We start from the raw sequence: 18922 nt of genomic DNA on the forward strand, positions 1-18922 counted from the left end.
CCTTACCCGAGTGGGTGCTTGTGACTGTCCGTAACGCGCGATACACCTGAGAACGGTGTGGTGATTCTCCGCACCTGGAACTCGCCGAGGGAGCGACCATGACCACCAACGAGGAGAGCTCCACCGGACGCTATCTGGTGCTGCTGGAAGACAACTCGACGATCATCGGGACCCGCGAGCTGACGCGGCTGACGGGCATCCGCTGCGCCAACACGGCCGACGCGGCGGGCGCGGCGCCGGGCGAGCTGTTCCGCGGCGCGGGCGGGATCGTGCTGCACCAGCTCGGCATCGCGTTGGTCAGCGCCGACGCCGAGCAGGCGGCGGCCCTGACGAACGCGGCCCGGGAGACCGGCCCCATCGCCGCGTTCGAGCCGGAGCGCCGGGTGTTCGCCATCGGCGCGGAACCGGCCGTCGCGGACGGCGAATTCACCTGGGGTCTGCAAACCGTGCGCGCCGACCGCGCGCAGCCCACCGGCAAGGGCGTGCGGGTCGCGGTGCTCGACACCGGCCTCGACCTCAAGCACCCGGACTTCGCCGGCCGGGACATCGTCACGGGCTCGTTCGTGGAGGGCCAGGACGTGCAGGACGGCCACGGGCACGGCACGCACGTGATCGGCACCTCCTGCGGACCGCGCACCTCGCAGGCCGGGCCCGGCTACGGCATCGCGTCCGAGGCCAGCATCTACGCGGGCAAGGTGCTCGGCGATGACGGTTCGGGCTCCGACAGCGGCATCCTCTCCGGCATCGAGTGGGCGATCTCCAACGGTGCCGCGGTGGTGTCGATGTCGCTCGGCGCGCCGACGCAGCCCGGCGAGGCGTTCTCCGCGGCCTTCGAGCGGGTCGCGCAGCGCGCGATGGAACGCGGCACGCTGATCATCGCCGCGGCCGGCAACGAGAGCGAGCGCTCCGCCGGGAAGATCGCGCCGGTCGGCCACCCGGCCAACTGCCCGTCCATCCTGGCCGTCGGCGCGATCGATTCGCAGCTGCAGATCGCGGACTTCTCCAGCGGCACGGTCGACGAGATCGGGCAGGTGGACCTGGTCGGTCCCGGCGTGGACGTCTACTCGAGCTGGCCGGGAGCGGAGCGCTACCGGAAGCTCAGCGGCACCAGCATGGCCACGCCGCACGTCGCGGGTATCGCGGCGCTGCACGCGCAGCAGCACGCGGAGCGGGCGTGGGGCCTGTGGGCGCGGTTGTCGCAGACCGCCCGCCGGCTGCCGCTCGCGTCGACCGACGTCGGTGCGGGCGTGGTCCAGGCGCCGTAGCGGCCGGAGGTCGCCGCGCGGTCATTCGTCGAGGATGGCCTGCGCGGCGACCTTCGCGCAGTTGCCGAGGTCCTCTGCGGCGGCTGCCGCCTGGTCGAGCGCGACGTGCAGCTCGGACGGTTCGGCGGAGTTCGGCGTCTCGTAGGCGGCGGCCAGCATGTCGAGCTGCCGGGCCAGCCGGGCCCCCGCCGCGGTGACGGCCAGCAGCGCCTCGCGGGCCGCAGCGGTTTCGCCCGGCACCCGGCCCTTCCTGGCAGCTCGTTCCAGTTCCCGGCCGGCCTGCGAGATCACTTCGCCTGTCGTGCCGACGTCCCGCCAGCGCGACGGCGTTTCGCTCTCCATCTGGTTTGCCCCCCACAAGCACCCGTTCGCCCGCCCGGGTCAGCTCCGCTGCAGCGCCCGCTCCAGCTCCGATTTCGTCATCTTCGAACGGCCTTTGATGCCGGCGCGCTGGGCGTCCGCGTAGAGCTGCTGCTTGGTGCGCCCGCCCGGGCCGGAGCCGGATCGCAGCCCACCGCGGCGCTGCGGCGGGATGTCCTGCGTGGCGGTCCTGCTCTGCTGCCTGGCTTCGCCGCGCTGCGCCCGGTTCTTGTTGACCGTTCGCGCCGCAATCTCCTCGGCGCGGTCCTCGGTGCTGCCGCGCTCGATCGCCTGGTCCTTGATGTGCTGGTACTGGCGTTCCTCCGTTGCGGTCCAGCTCTGCTGCGGCATGCCCGTTCACCTCGCCTCCGCACGACTTTCGACGTGCTTCGCGTACCCCGTGCGGGCGTCGGCCACACGTGTCAGCGGCGGGCGCGGAGGCGCGCGGCGGCGACGGAGCCGAGCGCTCCGGCGGCGACCTCCAGGCGGCGCGCGCCGGAGACCGCGAGCCGCTGCCGGAACACGTCGTACCCGGATTCCACGATGCGGTCCAGGATCTCGCCGTACAGCGTGAAGGCGGTGCGCACGCACGGCCGGGACCAGGGTGCGAGCAGCGCGATGCCCGGCTCCGCGGCGCGGTACTTCGAGCGGGTGCGCGCGACCTGGTCGGCCAGCGCGCGGCGCACCGGGCGGTCCGGACGGCCCGATTCCCGGCACCAGGCCAGCCGGTCCCGGTCGACGCCGAACACCGCGAGCTCCTCCATCGGCAGGTAGACCCGGCCGCGGTCGAGGTCCTCGCCGACGTCGCGCAGGAAGTTGGTGAGCTGGAAAGCGCCGCCCAGCGCCGCGGCGTAGGGCTCGGCCTCGCCTGCCGGGCACACCGTGCCGAGCACCGGGAGCAGCTGGAGGCCGATCACCGCCGCCGAGCCGTGGATGTAGGCGTCCAGCGCCGCCCGCGTCGGGTAGGCGTGGACGGTCAGGTCCATCCGCATCGAGGCCATGAAGTCGGTGAACAGCGCCGGGTCGATGCCGTGCCGGGCGACGGTGTCGACGAGCGCGGCCAGGATCGGGTCGTCGCTGGACCCGGCGCGCAGGCCCGCGCGCAGCTCGCCGTCCAGCCGGTCCAGCGCCTGCTGCCGGTCCGCCACGGTCCGCCGCCGGTCGGTGTCGTCGACGATGTCGTCCACCCACCGCGCGAAGCCGTAGAGCGCGTGCACCGAAGGCCGCTGCTGCGGCGCCAGCAGCCGGGTCGCGAGGAAGTAGGTGCGCCCGTGCGCGGCGTTGAGCACCCGGCACCGCTGGTAGGCGGGGCGCAGCTGCGGCCGGACGCCCGCGGCGTCGAGCTCGCGGCGCGCCGCCACTCGCGGCCAGGTGCCCGTGTCCATACCGGGAATCTCAGCACACGGAGTGCGCGAGCGTGCGCACGGTGGGCATCCGCGGTGAACCCGGTCACTACCGCCGGAGTCCTCTTAGGACTGTTCGGCCGGCCCGCTGCGCTCGCCCCGCGGGACTCCGCCGAGGCCGCTCTCGGCCAGGGCCTCGTCGAGGCCGTCGAGCAGGACCACGCCCAGGGTATTCGCGACCGAGCCGGAGGCCAGTTCGCTGCGCAGCCGGAAGGCGAGCAGCCGCACCCGGCGCGGATCCGGCCGGTCCTGCCGCACGGCCTCGCCCAGCCGCCGGGCGATGAGTTCGATCTCGGCGGTGTCGCCGTAGCGCGCGTGCACCGTGGGCAGCGCCAGCAGCACGACCTTGGCCACCCGGCTCAGCCCGGTGAAGTCCGGGCGCGCCGGCGGCGCGGGCGCCGGCTGGGCGGGCACCACGGGGTCCGCCGGACGCTCGTCGAGCACCGCGACCGACTGCGCCCTGGCCCACGAGCCGATGTCGCCGCCGTGCCTGCCCGCGCAGATCAGCCCGGAGCCGGTCAGCCCGGCGCGGGCGGGCGCGCCCTGCCACCCGGTGCCGCTGGTGGCGATCAGCTCGTGCTCGCGCAGCGTCTGCACGACGTCGGCGAGCTCCGCCCACGACGGCTGCAGCGCGGCCGCCACGGCCGCCGGGCTGGCGAAGAAGTCCGCGATCTCGGGCCGGAAGCGGTCGTCCTCGTACAGGTATCGGAGGAAGGCGCGAGCGATCGACTCAAGCCTGGACACGGTTGGCCTCCAGAGTGCTCGTCCAGGGTGCAGGGCGAGAGGGAGGGCGGACCCGGGTCCTGCCGAAGACCGCAGAACGCACCGGCGCGCAGCCGGTTCCGGATTTTTGGTGCCGCTGTCCCCAGTTTCAGCGGATCCGCCGTGCGGCCGCCGGGTCCCGGGCGGCCACATCGGAGGAGCGTAAGCGGACCGGGGCCGTGATCGCAGGGGTCTTTCGTCACCCACAAGCTGGGGATTTCGACGCCGCCGCGTGACTGTCCACTGTGTTCAACTCGGCCGGGAATCGCGCCGCTGCGGCGAACGTGACGGAAGTTGCTCGAGGGACCGCCGGTCGCGACCCACATCCAAGCCACGACCGACGGCCGGTCGCGCGCACGAAATCCCCTCTTCGTTCCGCGCGCGCGGCGGGCGCTCCAGATCGCCCACGGGATCGAGACCCGCGGGCGAGATCATCATGACGCCGAGATCTGGAATTTATTTAGCACGAGTTCCGGGGGACTCCGGCGCGCGGTCGTCGGCGCCGGTGCGCAGCCCGTCGAAGGCGATCTTGGTCACCGCGTCGGCGACCTGCGCGGCCCGCAGGCCGCGGCTGGGCCGGTACCACTCGATGATCGAGTTCACCATGCCGAACAGCAGGCGGCTGGTCAGCGCCGGGTCGACGTCCGGGCGGATGCTGCCCTCCGCCTCGGCCTGCCGGACCAGCTCGCTGACCACCTGGTCGAACTCGCGGCGCCGGGCCAGCGCCTGCCGCTCGACCTTGGTGTTGCCCCGCACCCGCAGCAGCAGCGTGACGAACGGCAGCTCGTCGACCAGCACCTCGATGCTGCGCCGGACCACGTGTTCGAGCCGGTCGATGGCCTTGCCGGTGGTCGACGCCGCTTCCTCGGTGACCGCGAACAGGGCGTCCAGGGCCCGGTTGACGCTCAGCCGCAGCAGCTCGTCCTTGCTGGACACGTGGTAGTAGATCGCCGACTTGGTGATGCCCAGCCGCTGGGAGAGGTCCTCCATGCTGGTGCCCTCGTAGCCGCGCTCGTTGAACACCCGGACGGAGACGTCCAGCAGTCTGCCGAGGTCGTAGCCCGGCCGACCTCGGCGATTCGCGCGACCAGCGTTCCCCGACATGGCTCGCAGTATTTCAGCCGGCCGAACGGGGTTCGCGGCGGTCCACCACGCGGCGCAACTTGCCCACCGAGCGCTCCAGCGTGTCCGGGTCCACCACGGCGACCTCGGTGCTGACGCCGACGCCGTCCTTGATCGCGCGGACCAGTTCGGCGGCGGCGGGTTCGCGGCGGCCGGCGGGGCAGTCGGTGCGCGCCTCGACGCGGACCGCCATCTCGTCCATCCGGCCCTTGCGGGTGAGCACCAGCTGGAAGTGCGGCGACAGCCCGGGCGTGCGCAGCACCAGCTCCTCGATCTGGGTGGGGTAGACGTTGACGCCGCGCAGGATGATCATGTCGTCGCTGCGGCCGGTCACCTTCGCCATCCGGCGCATCGGCCGGGCCGTGCCGGGCAGCAGCCGCGTGAGGTCCCGGGTGCGGTAGCGGATGACCGGCATGGCCTCCTTGGTCAGCGAGGTGAACACCAGCTCGCCCTCGGCGCCGTCGGGCAGCACCTCCTCGGTGAACGGGTCGATCACCTCGGGGTAGAAGTGGTCCTCCCAGATGTGCAGCCCGTCCTTGGTCTCCACGCACTCGTTGGCCACGCCGGGCCCCATCACCTCGGACAGGCCGTAGATGTCGACCGCGTCGATGTCCAGCCGCTCCTCGATCTCCTGCCGCATCTGCTCGGTCCACGGCTCGGCGCCGAAGATGCCGATCTTCAGCGACGTGCCGCGCGGGTCGATGCCCTGGCGCTCGAACTCGTCGACGAGGGTGAGCAGGTAGGAGGGGGTGACCATGATGATCTCGGGCTTGAAGTCCTGGATGATCTGCACCTGCCGGGCGGTCATCCCGCCGGAGGCCGGGATCACGGTGCAGCCGAGCCGCTCGGCCCCGTAGTGCGCGCCGAGCCCGCCGGTGAACAGGCCGTACCCGTAGGCGACGTGCACCTTGTGGCCCGGCCGCCCGCCGGCGGCGCGGATGGAGCGCGCCACCACGTCGGCCCAGACGTCCAGGTCCCGCTCGGTGTAGCCGACGACGGTCGGGTTGCCGGTGGTGCCGCTGGAGGCGTGCAGCCTGCGGACCTGCTCCATCGGCACGGCGAACATGCCGAACGGGTAGTTCTCGCGCAGGTCCTGCTTGGTGGTGTGCGGGAACTTCGCCAGGTCGGCCAGGCTCCGGCAGTCCTCCGGGCGGACGCCCGCCGCGTCGAACTTGTCGCGGTACAGCGGCACGTTCTCGTAGGCGTGTTGCAGGGTGTGCTGCAGGCGCTCCAGCTGCACCGCGGCGAGCTCGTCGGCGGAGTACCGCTCAGCGGGGTCGAGATCGGCCGGATCCGGTGCGGCTCCGAGCCGGCGCGGGGTGCCCGTTGTCGCGGTCATGGCTTGGCTCCCTCGGACTGGTTCTCGGACGAGCCGTTCAACGACCGGCTGTGGCCCCGGAATTCGGCGATCGGCTCGTCGCCTCGGTGCACCGACACGTCGTAGATCCCGCTGCGGCCGAAGCGGGTCCGCTCCTCGGCGCGGGCGACCAGCAGGTCGCCGGCGCGGGCGGGGCGCATGAAGGTGATGTCCGCGCGCGCCGCGACGGTCGTCGGGCCGTGGCTGTTGCACGCGCAGGCGAAGGTCGTGTCGGCCAGCAGGAAGATGTAGCCGCCGTGCGCGATCCCGTGGCCGTTGACCATGGCGTCGGTGATCCGCATCCGGGCCAGGGCGAACCCGCTGCCGGTCTCGACGAGCTCGATGCCCAGCGCCCGCGAGGCGCGGTCGTCGTCGAACATGGCCTGGGCCGGGTTGCGCGTCGTCGCGCCGGGCTCCTGCACTGGGGTTCACCGCCTCATAACCGAACGAATAGTCGGTAATTAATACTGCGCCGCCGGACGCTGTCAAGGGTTCCCGCCCGGGCCGGTGTTTCTGGCTCGGTACAGCAGAATTTAGCTGCACCGGGTGGTGTGCGACACCGGTCGCCGGTGGTATTTTTTCGAACGAACGGTCAGTTAAAGAACCAGCCGGAGGAGGTCGGGCCGCATGGCTGCCCTGCGGAGCTACGTCAACGGTGCCTGGCACGCGCCAGCGGACAACGGGGTGCCGTTGCGCGACGCGGTGACCGGCGAGGAGGTCGCACGGGTCTCCTCGGCGGGGATCGACATGGCCGCGGTGCTGGCTCACGGGCGCGGCAGCGGCGGCCCGGCGCTGGCCGAGCTGACGTTCCACCAGCGCGCCGCGCTGCTGAAGAGCCTCGCATCGCACCTGCGCGAGCACCGCGAGGAGCTGTACGCGCTGTCGGCCCGCACCGGGGCCACGCTCGGCGACTCCAAGTTCGACATCGACGGCGGCATCGGGGTGCTGTTCGGCTACTCCAGCAAGGGCCGCCGGGAGATGCCCAACAGCACCGTCTACGTCGACGGCGCGGTCGAGCCGCTGAGCAAGGGCGGCACGTTCGTCGGGCAGCACGTCTGCACGCCGCTGCAGGGCGTCGCGGTGCAGATCAACGCCTTCAACTTCCCGGCGTGGGGGCCGCTGGAAAAGTTCGCGCCCGCGTTCCTGGCCGGGGTGCCCAGTCTGATCAAGCCGGCGAGCCAGACCGCGTACCTCACGCACCGGCTGGTGGAGCTGATGCTCGGCTCCGGCCTCCTGCCCGAGGGATCGCTGCAGCTGATCTGCGGCAGCGTCGGCGACCTGTTCGAGCACCTCACCGACCAGGACCTGGTGTCGTTCACCGGCTCGGCGGCGACGGGGCAGCGGTTGCGCGCCCACCCGGTGGTGGCGGCGAACTCGGTGCGGTTCAACGTGGAGGCCGACTCGCTGAACTGCTCGATCCTGGGCCCGGATGCCGGGCCCGGCACCGAGGAGTTCGACCTGTTCGTCAAGCAGCTGGTCACCGAGATGACGGTCAAGGCCGGGCAGAAGTGCACCGCGATCCGCCGGGCGCTGGTGCCGGCGAACCGGATCGACGACGTGGTGGCGGCCGCCAAGGCGCGGCTGGAGAAGGTCGTCGTCGGCAACCCCGCCTCGCCTGACGTGCGGATGGGCGCGCTGGCGAGCCTGGAGCAGCGCGAGGAGGTCCGCCGCTCACTGAAGGCGCTGCTGGAGGCCGGGACCCTGGTGCACGGCGACCCCGAGCGCGTCGAGGTTGTCGACGCCGACCCGGAGCGCGGCGCGTTCCTGCCGCCGCTGCTGGTCCGCTGCGACGACCCGGACCAGCCGCAGCCGCACGAGGTGGAAGCGTTCGGCCCGGTGAGCACCGTGCTGCCGTACGAGACGATGGCGCAGGCCGTGGAGCTGGCGCGGCGCGGCATGGGCAGCCTCGCCGGATCCGTGGTGACCGCCGACGCCGAGTTCGCCCGCGAAGTGGTGCTGGGCGCGGCGTCGCGGCACGGCCGGATGCTCGTGCTGAACCGGGAGAACGCCGGGGAGAACACCGGGCACGGCTCGCCGCTGCCCGCGCTGGTCCACGGTGGACCGGGCCGCGCCGGCGGCGGCGAGGAGATGGGCGGCGTTCGCGGCGTGCTGCACCACATGCAGCGGACCGCGGTGCAGGCCGACCCGGCGACGCTGACCGCGATCACCGGGCAGTGGGTGCCCGGAACTCCGCGCAACACCACCGAGAAGCACCCGTTCCGCAAGCACCTCGACGAGCTGCGCATCGGCGACACGGTGGTCGCCGGGCCGCGCACCGTGACGCTGGAGGACGTCGAGCACTTCGCCGAGTTCACCGGCGACACCTTCTACGCGCACACCGATGAGGAAGCGGCGAAGGCCAACCCGTTCTTCGACGGCCGGGTCGCGCACGGCTACCTGGTGGTGTCCTTCGCCGCCGGGCTGTTCGTGGACCCGGACCCGGGGCCGGTGCTGGCCAACTACGGGCTGGAGAACCTCCGGTTCCTCACGCCGACCTACCCGGGCGACGAGATCACTGTGACGATGACCGCGAAGCAGATCACGCCGCGGGTCGGCGCTGAGCACGGCGAGGTCCGCTGGGACGTGGACGTGACCAACCAGGACGGTGCCTCGGTGGCCAAGTACGACGTGCTGACGCTGGTCGCCAAGCGGCCGGGGGAGCAGGGGGCATCATGACCAGCGCGGTGGACCGGCTCGGCGACGCCGGGCTGCAGGAGCACTTCGACGAGCGGATCGCGCACGACCAGCGCATCGAGCCGCGGGACTGGATGCCGGAGGGCTACCGCAAGACCCTGGTGCGCCAGATCGCCCAGCACGCGCACTCCGAGATCATCGGCATGCAGCCGGAGGGCAACTGGCTGACCAGGGCCCCGAGCCTGCGGCGCAAGGCGATCCTGCTGGCGAAGGTGCAGGACGAGGCCGGGCACGGGCTCTACCTGTACTCGGCGGCCGAGACGCTCGGCGTGGACCGCGCGGAGCTGACCGAGAAGCTCATCACCCGCCGGCAGAAGTACTCGTCGATCTTCAACTACCCGACGCTGACCTTCGCCGACATCGGCGTCATCGGCTGGCTGGTCGACGGGGCGGCGATCTGCAACCAGGTGCCGCTGTGCCGCAGTTCATTCGGGCCCTACGCGCGGGCCATGGTGCGGATCTGCAAGGAGGAGTCGTTCCACCAGCGGCAGGGCTACGAGCTGCTCATGACGATGATGCGCGGCACCGACGAGCAGCGGGAGATGGTGCAGGACGCCACGAACCGCTGGTGGTGGCCGGCGCTGATGATGTTCGGCCCGCCGGACGCCGACTCGCCCAACACCCAGCAGTCCATGGCGTGGCGGATCAAGCGGCACACCAACGACGAGCTGCGGCAGAAGTTCGTGGACATGTCCGTGCCGCAGGCGGAGGCGCTGGGCGTCACGCTGCCCGATCCGGCGCTGCGCTGGAACGAGGAGCGCGGGCACTACGACTTCGGCGAGCCGGACTGGTCCGAGCTCAAGCGGGTGATCGCCGGACACGGGCCGTGCAACGAGGAGCGGGTGGTCCGGCGCCGGGCCGCGCACGAGGAGGGGCAGTGGGTGCGCGATGCGGCAGCCGCCCACGCCGCGAAGCAGGCCGCACGCGAGGAGGTCGCGCGATGAGTTCGGACGCCGAGACCGGTGCGCCGCGGTCCGCGTGGCCGCTGTTCGAGGTTTTCGTCCGCGGCAAGCGGGGTTTGAACCACGTGCACGTGGGCTCGCTGCACGCCGCGGACGAGGAGATGGCGCTGCACAACGCGCGCAACCTCTACACGCGCCGCAACGAGGGCGTGAGCATCTGGGTGGTCCGGGCGGACGCGATCACCGCGTCCAGCCCGGACGAAAAGGACCCGTTCTTCGCGCCCAACGGCGACAAGGTGTACAGGCACCCGACGTTCTACCGGATCCCCGACAACGTCCCGCACATTTGAGGTCACCCCAATGTCGTTCGACAACGCCTACGAGGCGCTGACCGCGGCGGAGCCGGAGGGCGAGTCCCGCTGGGCCTTCGGCACCGGCTTCGACGACCCGCTGTCCGGAGTGGACACCACGCTGCCGGAGGGCGTCGACGGCGACGCGTTCGCCCGGTACTGCCTGATGCTCGGCGACGACGCGCTGATCGCCTCGCAGCGGCTGACCGAATGGGTCACCCGCGCGCCGGAGCTGGAGGACGAGCTGGCGCTGGCCAACATCGCGCTCGACCTGCTGGGCCAGGCGCGGCTGCTGCTGTCCCGCGCCGGGCAGGCCGACGGCAGCGGGCGCGACGAGGACGAGCTGGCGTACTTCCGCGACGAGCGGGAGTTCCGCAACGTGCGGCTGGTCGAGCCGCCGAACGGCGACTTCGCGCAGACCATCGCCCGGCTGCTGGTGTTCGCGACGTGGCGGCTGGCGCTGTTCGCCCGGCTCGCCGAGTCCCGCGACCCGGTGCTGGCGGCGATCGCGGCCAAGGGCGTCAAGGAGCTGGCCTACCACCGCGAGTACGCGGCGCAGTGGGCGGTCCGGCTCGGCGACGGCACCGAGGTGTCGCACGCGCGGATGCAACAGGGGCTCGACGACGTGTGGCCGCTGGTCGACGAGCTCTTCGCGCCGAACGCGACCGACCGGGAGATGGTCGCGGCCGGTGTCGGCACCGATCCGGCGCAGGCGCGCGCCGAGTTCGACGACGTCCTGGACCGGGTCACCGCCGCGGCCACCCTGCGACGCCCCGATGCGCTGGCGCTGGCCGGGGTGGCCGGGCGGACCGGCCGGGACGGCGTCCACACCGAACACCTGGGCTTCCTGCTGGCCGAGCTGCAGAGCCTGGCCCGAGCGCACCCGGAGGCGACGTGGTGACGAGCACGAAGCCGGGCCTCCGGCACGCCCGAGTGGTCGCCGAGTCGGTTACCGACCCGGAGCTGCCGGTTCTGACGCTGGCCGACCTCGGCGTCCTGCGCGACGTCGAGATGGCCGCGGACGGGACGGTGGTCGTGTCGATCACGCCCACCTACTCCGGCTGCCCGGCGATGCGCGAGATGCGCGCGGACCTCAGCCGCCGGCTGCGCGAAGCCGGCTTCGCCGACGTCGAGGTGCGCACGGTGCTGGACCCGCCGTGGACCACCGACTGGATCAGCCCGGTCGGCCGGCGGAAGCTGGCCGACTACGGCATCGCCCCGCCGGGCGCCGCCCCGCAGCGCTCGCCCGGCCCGGTGCCGTTGACGCTGACGGCGCCGCGCGCCCAGGTCCGCTGCCCGCAGTGCGGTTCGCCGGACACCGAGCAGGTCTCGCAGTTCGGTGCGACGGCGTGCAAGGCGCTGCGCCGGTGCCGCTCGTGCCGCGAACCCTTCGAGCACATCAAGGAGATCTGACGTGGTCCGTCCCGCCCCTGTCGACGCGCCCGCCCCGGCCGCCACCGAGCGGACGGGCCGCCGTCGCACGACCTTCCACCCGCTGCGGGTCAGCCACGTGGAGCGGCTGTGCGAGGACGCGGTCGCGGTCAGCTTCGACGTCCCGCCGGAGCTCGCCGAGGAGTTCGCCTTCCGGCCGGGCCAGTCGCTGACGCTGCGCCGCCGGGTGGACGGCCGCGAGGAGCGCCGGTCGTACTCGATCTGCGCCCCGCACGGCGCGGCGCCGCGGATCGGCGTGCGCCACGTGCCGGGCGGGCTGTTCTCCAGCTGGCTGGTGCAGGAGGTGCGGCCCGGCGACGAGATCGAGGTGCTCCCACCGGTCGGCGGCTTCAGCCCGGACCTGACCGCGCACGAACGGCACGTGTGTGTCGCCGCCGGATCGGGCATCACGCCCGTGCTGTCCATCGCCGCGTCGGTGCTGCGCGAGACGGACGCGACCGTGACGCTGCTCTACGGGAACCGGCGCAGCGACACGGTGATGTTCGCCGACGAGCTCGCCGACCTGAAGGACCGCTACCCGGCGCGGCTGGAGCTGGTGCACGTGCTTTCGCGGGAGCCGCGCGAGTCGGAGCTGTTCACCGGCCGGCTGGACGCGGCGAAGATCCGGGCGCTGCTGTCCACGGTGGTCGATGCCGGTTCGGTCGACCAGTGGTGGCTGTGCGGGCCGTACGGCATGGTCAGCGACGCCCAGGACGTGCTGCGCGAATGCGGCGTCGCCACCGGGCAGATCCACCAGGAGCTGTTCTACGTCGAGGACGTGCCGCCGGAGCCGGCGCGCCACGAGGAGCCGGTGGTCGAGGGCCCGACCAGCGAGGTCACGGTGGTGCTCGACGGCCGGTCGACGCCGATGTCGCTGCCCCGCGACGTCCCGGTCCTGGACGCGGCCCAGCGGATCCGCCCCGACCTGCCGTTCGCGTGCAAGGGCGGCGTCTGCGGCACCTGCCGGGCGAAGGTCACCTGCGGGGAGGTCCGGATGCGCCGCAACTTCGCACTGGAGGAATCCGAGGTCGCGGAGGGCTTCGTCCTGACCTGCCAGTCGCTGCCGACCACCGACGAGGTCACGGTCGACTTCGACGCCTGATCGCTAGCCCTGCAGGGCCAGGCGGATCTCCTCGCCTGTGTGTCCACTGTGGTCAGGAGGCCTTGCGGGAGCGGCGTCCTTCGGTGCCGGTGGGTTTCCGGATGGCCGCGGCCACCGCCTCTTCCAGCTCGGCGCGCTTCATCTTGGAGCGGCCCTTGATGCCCAGCTGCTTCGCCCGGTCGTCGAGCTCGGCCTTGGTCAGCTCCGACAGGTCTTCCTCGGCCTGCGCGGGCTTGCGGCCCTTGCGCGCCTCGTCGACGCTGCGCCGCAGCGCCTCGGTGAGGTCGATGACGTCCGTCGGCTTCGGCGGCTCCTCCGCCGCCGTCACCTCGCCGCCGTGCGCCTTCTCCGCCAGCAGCTCCTCGACCTTCGCGGTGTAGGTGTCCTCGTACTGCTCCGGTTCCCACGGCCCGCTCATCGACTCGATGATCGTGGTCGCCATCTGCAGTTCCTTCTCCGACGGCTTCGCCTGCTCGCCTTCGTCGCCGATCAGCTCGCCCGGGTCGCGGACCTCGTCGGCGAAGAAGAGGGTGTTCAGCGCCAGCACGGTGTCGTCGGCGCGCACCGCGGTGAGGTACTGCTTGCCGCGCAGCACGAAGGTCGCGATCCCGGCCTGGCTGGTCTCGTGCATCGCCCGGCGCAGCAGGTTGTACGGCCGGTAGTGCTCCTTGCTGTTGGGGGCCAGCCAGTAGGTCTTCTGGAAGTGCACCGGGTCGATCTCGGTGAGGTCGACGAACGTGGTGATGTCGATGGTGCGGGAGCGGCCGGGGGCGATCTCGTCGAGTTCGGACTGCTCCACGGTGATGACCCCGCCGTCGAACTCGCGGCCCTTGACGATGTCGTTGAAGCCGACTTCCTCGCCGGTCCGCTCGTTGACGCGCTTGTAGCGGATCCGGTCGGCGGTGCCGCGCTCGTACTGGTGGAACTGGATGGTGTGGTCCTCGGTCGCGGCGTAGAGCCCGACCGGGATGGTGACGAGGCCGAAGTTGATGGAGCCGGTCCAGATCTTCCGCGGCATGGTTGCCTCCCATCGCCCCGGCGCCCGAGCGCCGCCGGTGTTCACCATGCGGTGATGGGCGCAAGATCGCAGAAGTCCTGCTCATCGCCGTGGCGTCGGGTTGCCCCCGGTATTTCCCCGGGCCCGGGGTGGGGAAACAACGCGGTGGGTGCCGTCGGCCAGCCGTTGCGTCCGGCCGCGGCGAGCGAGCAGTTCCAGCAAGGGGACCGCAACGCGGCGCGAGGTGTCCAGCGCCTGCCTGGCCTGGCTGAGGGTGAACGGCTCTGGTAGCCGAGCCAGCCGTGCCACGGCGGCGTCGTCGGCGCCCGGCAGGAGCACCAGGCCGGGAGCCAGGCGCAGCAGCGCGCCGGCGTGTGCGGCTGCGGCGAGTTCCTTCTCGCCGAGGCCCAGTTCGGCGAGTTCGCCGGCGGTCGGGGCTTGGAACGGGTGGTCGAGGAGCGTGCGCCGGATCGTCTCCACCGCGCGCTGCACGTGCTCGGGCAACCGGCTCCGTCCCTTGTGCAACCGTCCTTCGCTCAAAGCGATCCCGGCTGCTCGGGCGATCGGGGTCAACAGGTCCGGATCGGGCAGGTCCAGGGCGCGGCGGGCGGCCTCGGCGGGCATGCCGTCGTCCAGCGGGTGCGTCTCGCGGTGCCGTGCCAGCAGGCCGTCGAGGCGGCCGGCGAGTTCGTCGCGGCGCTCCTCGTCCAGCAGCCAAGGCCCGGGCCCGGGCGGGGTGGCGCCCATCGCGCGCAGATCGTCGGCGCGGACCAGGCGGCGACGCCGCAGCTCGGCCGCGCCGTCGGGGCGGCCGTCCATGGTGTCCAGTTCGGCCGCCCGCGCGCGGGCCGCTCCGCGCCTGGTCAACCGCGGCGGGCGGACGTCGAGCACCACGATTCCGCCGCAGATGCACCGGCTTCCCGGATCGCGCAGCAGGGCTCGGTCGCCGATGCGGAGGGGCAGCGGGGTGCGCAACGTCAGCCGCGCCGTGTCATGGCCGAGCGGCCGGACGCGCGCCCCGACCGCCGCCGCGCCGACGTGCAGCACCAGGTCGCGGGGAAGACGTGGTGCCGCTCCGGTGCCGACGGGAGCAGGCGAGGCCGCCCGGTGGATCCGGACGTCGAGGACGTCGGTGGTCAGCCACCGGTCCGGGGTCAGCAGCGCGTCGCCGCGCCGCACCTGGTCGAGGTCCACACCGCGGAGGTTGACCGCTACCCGCGCGACGGCGCCGACCTGGTGTTCGGATGATCCGAGCGCCTGCAGGCCCCGGACCGTCGCTTCCACCCCGGCGGGATGCAGCAGGAGCCGGGCATCTTCGCGGAGGGTTCCTGCCGGGAGGGTGCCGGTCACGACCGTTCCAGCGCCGCGGATGGTGAACGCGCGGTCCACCCAGAGCCGCACGTCGGCATCTTGGTCGGCCGCGGGTAGCCGGTGGACGAGCTCGTCGATCTGGCGCCGCAGCTCGCCCAGACCGGCACCGGTGCGTCCGCTGACGTGCACGGCGGGGATGCCGGCGAGCGACGTGCCGCGCAGCCGTTCGCGGGCCTGCTCGGTGGCGGGGCCGGGATCGGCCAGGTCGCAGCGGGTGACGGCGAGCAGGCCGTGCCGGACGCCGAGGGCTGCCAGGGCGTCCAGGTGCTCGCCGGACTGCGGCATCCAGCCCTCGTCGGCGGCGACGACGAACAGCACCGCGGGCACCGGCCCGACCCCGGCCAGCATGTTCGGCACGAACCGCTCGTGGCCGGGCACGTCGACGAAGGCCGCGGTGCAGCCGTCCGGCAGCCGGGTCCACGCGAACCCGAGGTCGATCGTCAGGCCCCGGCGGCGCTCCTCCGCCCAGCGATCCGGCTCCATCCCGGTCAGCTCGCGGATCAGCGTGGACTTGCCGTGGTCCACGTGCCCCGCGGTGGCGATGACGTGCATCAGGCCACCGCCAGCACCGCGCGATGCAGCAATTCGTCGTTTTCGGGGGGCAGCGCGGCCAGGTCGAGCAGGCAGCGGTCGCGTTCGATGCGGGCGAGGACGGGAGGGTGCCCTTCGCGCAGGAGTTTCGCGAAGCGATCGGGGAGCGCGACGGCCGCGCTGGGCAGCGTGACGCCGGGGGCTCCGCCGCCGCCGACGGTCGCCTCGCTGTGCTGAGCCGAGGCCGGGACACCGGCGGCGGTCAGCAGATCCGCGAGCCGTTCGGCGCGGCGCAACAGGTCGGCGCGGTCCTGCCGGAGCCGCTGCGCGGTCGGCGTGCTCGGACCCCGCACGGTGGCCTCCAGCGCGGCGAGGGTGAGCTTGTCGACGCGCAGCGCACGCGCCAGCGGATGCCGCCGGAGGCGGTGCACGATCTCGGCCCCGCCCAGCAGCAGCCCGGCCTGCGGCCCGCCGAGGAGCTTGTCGCCGCTGGCGATGACCAGATCCGCGCCGTCGGAAAGCGCCGTGGTCGCATCGGGTTCCCGCGGCAGGGCGGGATGCGGGTGCAGCAAGCCCGACCCGATGTCGGCGACCACGGGCACCCCGAGTTCGCGCAGCGCGGCGACCGGCACGGACGAGGTGAAACCGGTGATCACGAAGTTCGACGGGTGCACCTTGAGGACGAAGCCGGTGTCCGGTCCGAGCGCCGCCCGGTAGTCGTCGAGCCGGACCCGGTTGGTGGTGCCGACCTCGCGCAGCCGGGCGCCGGTGGCGGTGAGCAGCTCGGGGATGCGGAACCCGTCGCCGATCTCGACCATTTCGCCGCGTGCCAACACGATTTCGCGGCCCTGCGCGAGCGCGGTCGCCGCCAGGGCGAGCGCTGCGGCGCCGTTGTTGACCACGTGCGCGGCCTCGGCTCGCGGCACGGCGGCCAGCAGCGCGGCGATGGCGGCCGCGCCGCGCGGGCCGCGCCGGCCGGTGTGCAGGTCGAGTTCGACGTCCGTGGTCCCGGCGGCCTGTTGCAGGGCGTGGATCGCCGCGTCCGACAGCGGCGCGCGGCCGAGGTTGGTGTGCAGCAGGACGCCGGTCGCGTTGAGCACCGGCCGGATGCTCGACGCGGATTCCGGTAGTGCGGCAAGGGTTTCCGCGACGACCCGGTCGGGCGCGATCTCGCTGGCGCGAGCCCGTTCCTGCGCCGCGTGCACCGCGTGCTTGACCAGCCGGTGGCCCAGCCGCCCAGCAGCGGCGGCCACCTCGGGATCGGCCAGCACCCGGTCGGTGCCCGGCACCAGCTGCCGCGGATCGGACATGCCCCGGACTATAGGAGCTGTTCCGGATGTGGTCGCGCGGGCGAAGCGCCGGAGCTGCCCTCGATGTGCCGAAGCCACGTGGTGGAGGCGCCGTTCTCGCGCGAAATCGGCGCGCCTGGCCGGGTGCCGGACAAGTCGACTGTGACAATGACTGTTGACAAGGTCTGTACTCTGCGGGGTATGGCTCGCACGCCGCGCGAAGCGGATTCCGGCAGGTGGATCGACACCGGCGATGGGCTGCGGTTGGCCGTGCGGGAGCACGGCGACCCGGCCGCCCCGACGCTGCTCGCGGTGCACGGATACCCCGACGACCGCTCGATCTGGGACGGCGTGGTGACGGCGCTGTCCGGGCGGTACCGGGTGATCACCTACGACGTGCGCGGGGCGGGGGAGTCCGACAAGCCCCGCGGCACCGACGCCTACCTGCTGGACCGGCTCGCCGACGACCTGCGCCGCGTCGCCGATGCGGTGAGCCCGGACCGGCCGGTGCACCTGCTGGCCCACGACTGGGGCTCGATCCAGGCCTGGCACGCGGTCACCGATCCGCGGCTGGCCCACCGGTTCGCCTCGTTCACGTCGATCTCCGGGCCCTGCCTGGACCACGCGGGCCGCTGGATGCGGGCCAAGCTCCACCGGCCCACGCCGCGCGGGCTGCGCGATCTGGTCGCGCAGCTGATCTTCTCCGGCTACATCGGCTTCTTCCATCTTCCGGTCCTGCCCGAGCTGGCGTGGCGGACCGGGGCGCTGCCCAAGCTGATCGGTGCGCTGGAGCGGCTCGATCCCCGCGCGGCGGCGAACCCGACGCGCCCCGCGCTGTCCGACGGCCTGCACGGCTTGCAGCTGTACCGGGCGAACATGCGGTCCCGGCTGGGCAAACCGGGGGAGCGCCGCACCGGGATCCCGGTGCAGGTCCTCGCGCCCGGCGGCGATCCGTTCGTGTCGACGCCCCTGCAGACCGGGGTCGCGCCGTGGGTGCCGAACCTGCGGGTGCGCCGGCTGCCGGGCGGCCACTGGCTGCCGCGAAGCCGGCCCGAGCTCGTCGCGCGGTGCGCCGCGGAACTCGTCGACCACGTCGAAGGCGGCGCGGAGCCGCGAGCCCTGCGGGCCACCCGGATCCGCCCGGGGCGCCGCCACTTCCAGGACCGGCTGGTGGTGATCACCGGCGCGGGCGGCGGGATCGGCCGGGCGACGGCGCTGGCCTTTGCCGCGCAAGGCGCGCACGTGGTCACCGCCGACATCGACGAGGCCGCCGCCAAGGCCACCGCGGAGCTGGTCGCGCGCACCGGTGCGGGCGCCACCTCCTACCGCGTCGACGTGGCCGACCAGGCGGGCATGGAGCGCTTCGCCGAGCACGTGCACGCCGAACTCGGCACCCCGGACGTGGTGGTGAACAACGCGGGCATCGGCGTCGCCGGGTCCTTCGTGGACACCGAGGTGGCGGACTGGGAACGCGTCATCGACATCAACCTCTGGGGCGTCATCCACGGTTGCCGGCTGTTCGCCGGGCAGATGGTCGACCGCGGCGAGGGCGGGCGGATCGTCAATGTCGCCTCCGCCGCCGCGTACCTGCCGTCGAAGCTGCTCCCGGCTTACAGCACCACGAAGGCGGCGGTGCTGGCGCTCAGCGAATGCCTGCGCGCCGAGCTGGCCGCCGACGGGATCAAGGTGACCGCGATCTGCCCCGGGCTGATCAACACCGGGATCACCGGCAGCACCCGGTTCGTCGGCGTCGCCGACGCCGAGCAGGACCGGCGCCGCCGCGCGGCCAAGCAGCTCTACCAGCGGCGGAACTTCACGTCCGAGCGCGCCGCCGCGGAGATCCTGCGCGCGGTCCGGCGCGACGCCGCGGTCGCGCCGATCACCGCCGAAGCCAAGGTCGGCCTGGTGCTGTCCCGCCTGACCCCCGGGCTGCTGCGCGCGGCGGCCCGGGCCGACCTGACGCCCCGCTGATCCGAGGAGGCCGGA

18 protein-coding genes are annotated in these 18922 nt (G+C 72.8%); 8 read left to right on the forward strand and 10 right to left on the reverse strand.

Translation table 11 applies throughout. The features are described 5' to 3' along the window. Positions 1-98 precede the first annotated feature (98 nt). Positions 99-1265, forward strand: coding sequence for a S8 family serine peptidase (locus tag AC07FN_RS07900; protein ID WP_478394923.1), 1167 nt, complete (start codon positions 99-101; stop codon positions 1263-1265). Between the two features lie 21 nt (positions 1266-1286). Here the strand turns inward: AC07FN_RS07900 and AC07FN_RS07905 are convergent, their stop codons facing one another. The 7 genes from AC07FN_RS07905 to paaI form a co-directional block, all read right to left on the reverse strand. Next, on the reverse strand, positions 1287-1607 hold the full coding sequence (locus AC07FN_RS07905; protein WP_478394924.1) for a hypothetical protein: 321 nt from the start codon (positions 1605-1607) through the stop codon (positions 1287-1289). 39 nt (positions 1608-1646) lie between these two features. Further along, positions 1647-1976, reverse strand: coding sequence for a plasmid stabilization protein (locus tag AC07FN_RS07910; protein ID WP_132483692.1), 330 nt, complete (start codon positions 1974-1976; stop codon positions 1647-1649). A 71-nt stretch (positions 1977-2047) separates the two neighbouring features. Further along, complete coding sequence (locus tag AC07FN_RS07915; RefSeq protein WP_478394925.1) at positions 2048-3010, reverse strand: phytoene/squalene synthase family protein; 963 nt, start codon at positions 3008-3010, stop codon at positions 2048-2050. Between the two features lie 84 nt (positions 3011-3094). Next, on the reverse strand, positions 3095-3772 hold the full coding sequence (locus AC07FN_RS07920) for a hypothetical protein (RefSeq protein ID WP_478394926.1): 678 nt from the start codon (positions 3770-3772) through the stop codon (positions 3095-3097). A gap of 474 nt (positions 3773-4246) precedes the next feature. Beyond that, positions 4247-4894 carry a TetR/AcrR family transcriptional regulator gene (locus AC07FN_RS07925; protein ID WP_478394927.1) on the reverse strand — a complete coding sequence of 216 codons (648 nt, stop codon included), beginning with the start codon at positions 4892-4894 and terminating at the stop codon, positions 4247-4249. Positions 4895-4907: 13 nt separating this feature from the next. Then, positions 4908-6251 (reverse strand): phenylacetate--CoA ligase PaaK, encoded by a 1344-nt coding sequence (paaK, locus tag AC07FN_RS07930; RefSeq protein ID WP_478394928.1) that lies wholly within the window; start codon positions 6249-6251, stop codon positions 4908-4910. Beyond that, positions 6248-6649 carry a hydroxyphenylacetyl-CoA thioesterase PaaI gene (paaI, locus tag AC07FN_RS07935; protein WP_478395000.1) on the reverse strand — a complete coding sequence of 134 codons (402 nt, stop codon included), beginning with the start codon at positions 6647-6649 and terminating at the stop codon, positions 6248-6250. Before paaI ends, paaK begins: the two co-directional genes overlap by 4 nt. Positions 6650-6896: 247 nt before the next feature. On the opposite strand from paaI, the gene paaZ reads away from it, so the two are divergent. The 6 genes from paaZ to paaE are packed head-to-tail and all read left to right on the forward strand — an operon-like array spanning position 6897 to position 12748. After that, positions 6897-8945, forward strand: a complete 2049-nt coding sequence (paaZ, locus tag AC07FN_RS07940) for a phenylacetic acid degradation bifunctional protein PaaZ (RefSeq protein WP_478394929.1) — start codon at positions 6897-6899, stop codon at positions 8943-8945. Further along, complete coding sequence (gene paaA / locus AC07FN_RS07945) at positions 8942-9907, forward strand: 1,2-phenylacetyl-CoA epoxidase subunit PaaA (RefSeq protein ID WP_478394930.1); 966 nt, start codon at positions 8942-8944, stop codon at positions 9905-9907. The genes paaZ and paaA overlap by 4 nt, the downstream gene beginning before the upstream one ends. Then, positions 9904-10215, forward strand: a complete 312-nt coding sequence (gene paaB / locus AC07FN_RS07950; RefSeq protein ID WP_478394931.1) for a 1,2-phenylacetyl-CoA epoxidase subunit PaaB — start codon at positions 9904-9906, stop codon at positions 10213-10215. Before paaA ends, paaB begins: the two co-directional genes overlap by 4 nt. 10 nt (positions 10216-10225) lie before the next feature. Beyond that, positions 10226-11116: a 1,2-phenylacetyl-CoA epoxidase subunit PaaC gene (gene paaC / locus AC07FN_RS07955; protein WP_478394932.1), complete on the forward strand. Its 891-nt coding sequence runs from the start codon at positions 10226-10228 to the stop codon at positions 11114-11116. Continuing rightward, positions 11110-11628, forward strand: coding sequence for a 1,2-phenylacetyl-CoA epoxidase subunit PaaD (gene paaD, locus AC07FN_RS07960; RefSeq protein WP_478394933.1), 519 nt, complete (start codon positions 11110-11112; stop codon positions 11626-11628). Before paaC ends, paaD begins: the two co-directional genes overlap by 7 nt. 1 nt (position 11629) lies before the next feature. After that, positions 11630-12748, forward strand: a complete 1119-nt coding sequence (paaE, locus tag AC07FN_RS07965; RefSeq protein WP_452612372.1) for a 1,2-phenylacetyl-CoA epoxidase subunit PaaE — start codon at positions 11630-11632, stop codon at positions 12746-12748. A 52-nt stretch (positions 12749-12800) separates the two neighbouring features. On the opposite strand, the gene ku is transcribed toward paaE, so the two are convergent. From ku to selA, 3 genes are all read right to left on the reverse strand, one after another. After that, positions 12801-13766, reverse strand: a complete 966-nt coding sequence (ku, locus tag AC07FN_RS07970) for a non-homologous end joining protein Ku (protein WP_478394934.1) — start codon at positions 13764-13766, stop codon at positions 12801-12803. Positions 13767-13847: 81 nt separating this feature from the next. Beyond that, complete coding sequence (gene selB / locus AC07FN_RS07975; RefSeq protein ID WP_478394935.1) at positions 13848-15668, reverse strand: selenocysteine-specific translation elongation factor; 1821 nt, start codon at positions 15666-15668, stop codon at positions 13848-13850. Next, positions 15668-16957, reverse strand: coding sequence for an L-seryl-tRNA(Sec) selenium transferase (selA, locus tag AC07FN_RS07980; protein WP_478394936.1), 1290 nt, complete (start codon positions 16955-16957; stop codon positions 15668-15670). Before selA ends, selB begins: the two co-directional genes overlap by 1 nt. A gap of 180 nt (positions 16958-17137) precedes the next feature. Here selA and AC07FN_RS07985 point away from each other — a divergent pair, with 180 nt between their 5' ends. Further along, entirely contained in the window at positions 17138-18907 is a 1770-nt protein-coding gene (locus AC07FN_RS07985; protein WP_478394937.1) for an SDR family oxidoreductase, read from the forward strand. Positions 18908-18922 lie beyond the last annotated feature (15 nt).

Source organism: Saccharopolyspora sp. NPDC045941, from assembly GCF_056431445.1.

Bases quoted from the DNA above. Each gene is read 5' to 3' on its own strand.
- paaK (WP_478394928.1), bottom strand. From the start codon at position 6,251: ATGACCGCGACAACGGGCACCCCGCGCCGGCTCGGAGCCGCACCGGAT.
- ku (WP_478394934.1), bottom strand. From the start codon at position 13,766: ATGCCGCGGAAGATCTGGACCGGCTCCATCAACTTCGGCCTCGTCACC.
- paaZ (WP_478394929.1), top strand. From the start codon at position 6,897: ATGGCTGCCCTGCGGAGCTACGTCAACGGTGCCTGGCACGCGCCAGCG.
- AC07FN_RS07910 (WP_132483692.1), bottom strand. From the start codon at position 1,976: ATGCCGCAGCAGAGCTGGACCGCAACGGAGGAACGCCAGTACCAGCAC.
- AC07FN_RS07985 (WP_478394937.1), top strand. From the start codon at position 17,138: ATGGCTCGCACGCCGCGCGAAGCGGATTCCGGCAGGTGGATCGACACC.
- AC07FN_RS07925 (WP_478394927.1), bottom strand. From the start codon at position 4,894: ATGTCGGGGAACGCTGGTCGCGCGAATCGCCGAGGTCGGCCGGGCTAC.
- AC07FN_RS07905 (WP_478394924.1), bottom strand. From the start codon at position 1,607: ATGGAGAGCGAAACGCCGTCGCGCTGGCGGGACGTCGGCACGACAGGC.
- paaI (WP_478395000.1), bottom strand. From the start codon at position 6,649: ATGTTCGACGACGACCGCGCCTCGCGGGCGCTGGGCATCGAGCTCGTC.
- AC07FN_RS07900 (WP_478394923.1), top strand. From the start codon at position 99: ATGACCACCAACGAGGAGAGCTCCACCGGACGCTATCTGGTGCTGCTG.
- paaC (WP_478394932.1), top strand. From the start codon at position 10,226: ATGTCGTTCGACAACGCCTACGAGGCGCTGACCGCGGCGGAGCCGGAG.
- AC07FN_RS07915 (WP_478394925.1), bottom strand. From the start codon at position 3,010: ATGGACACGGGCACCTGGCCGCGAGTGGCGGCGCGCCGCGAGCTCGAC.
- selA (WP_478394936.1), bottom strand. From the start codon at position 16,957: ATGTCCGATCCGCGGCAGCTGGTGCCGGGCACCGACCGGGTGCTGGCC.
- selB (WP_478394935.1), bottom strand. From the start codon at position 15,668: ATGCACGTCATCGCCACCGCGGGGCACGTGGACCACGGCAAGTCCACG.
- paaA (WP_478394930.1), top strand. From the start codon at position 8,942: ATGACCAGCGCGGTGGACCGGCTCGGCGACGCCGGGCTGCAGGAGCAC.
- paaB (WP_478394931.1), top strand. From the start codon at position 9,904: ATGAGTTCGGACGCCGAGACCGGTGCGCCGCGGTCCGCGTGGCCGCTG.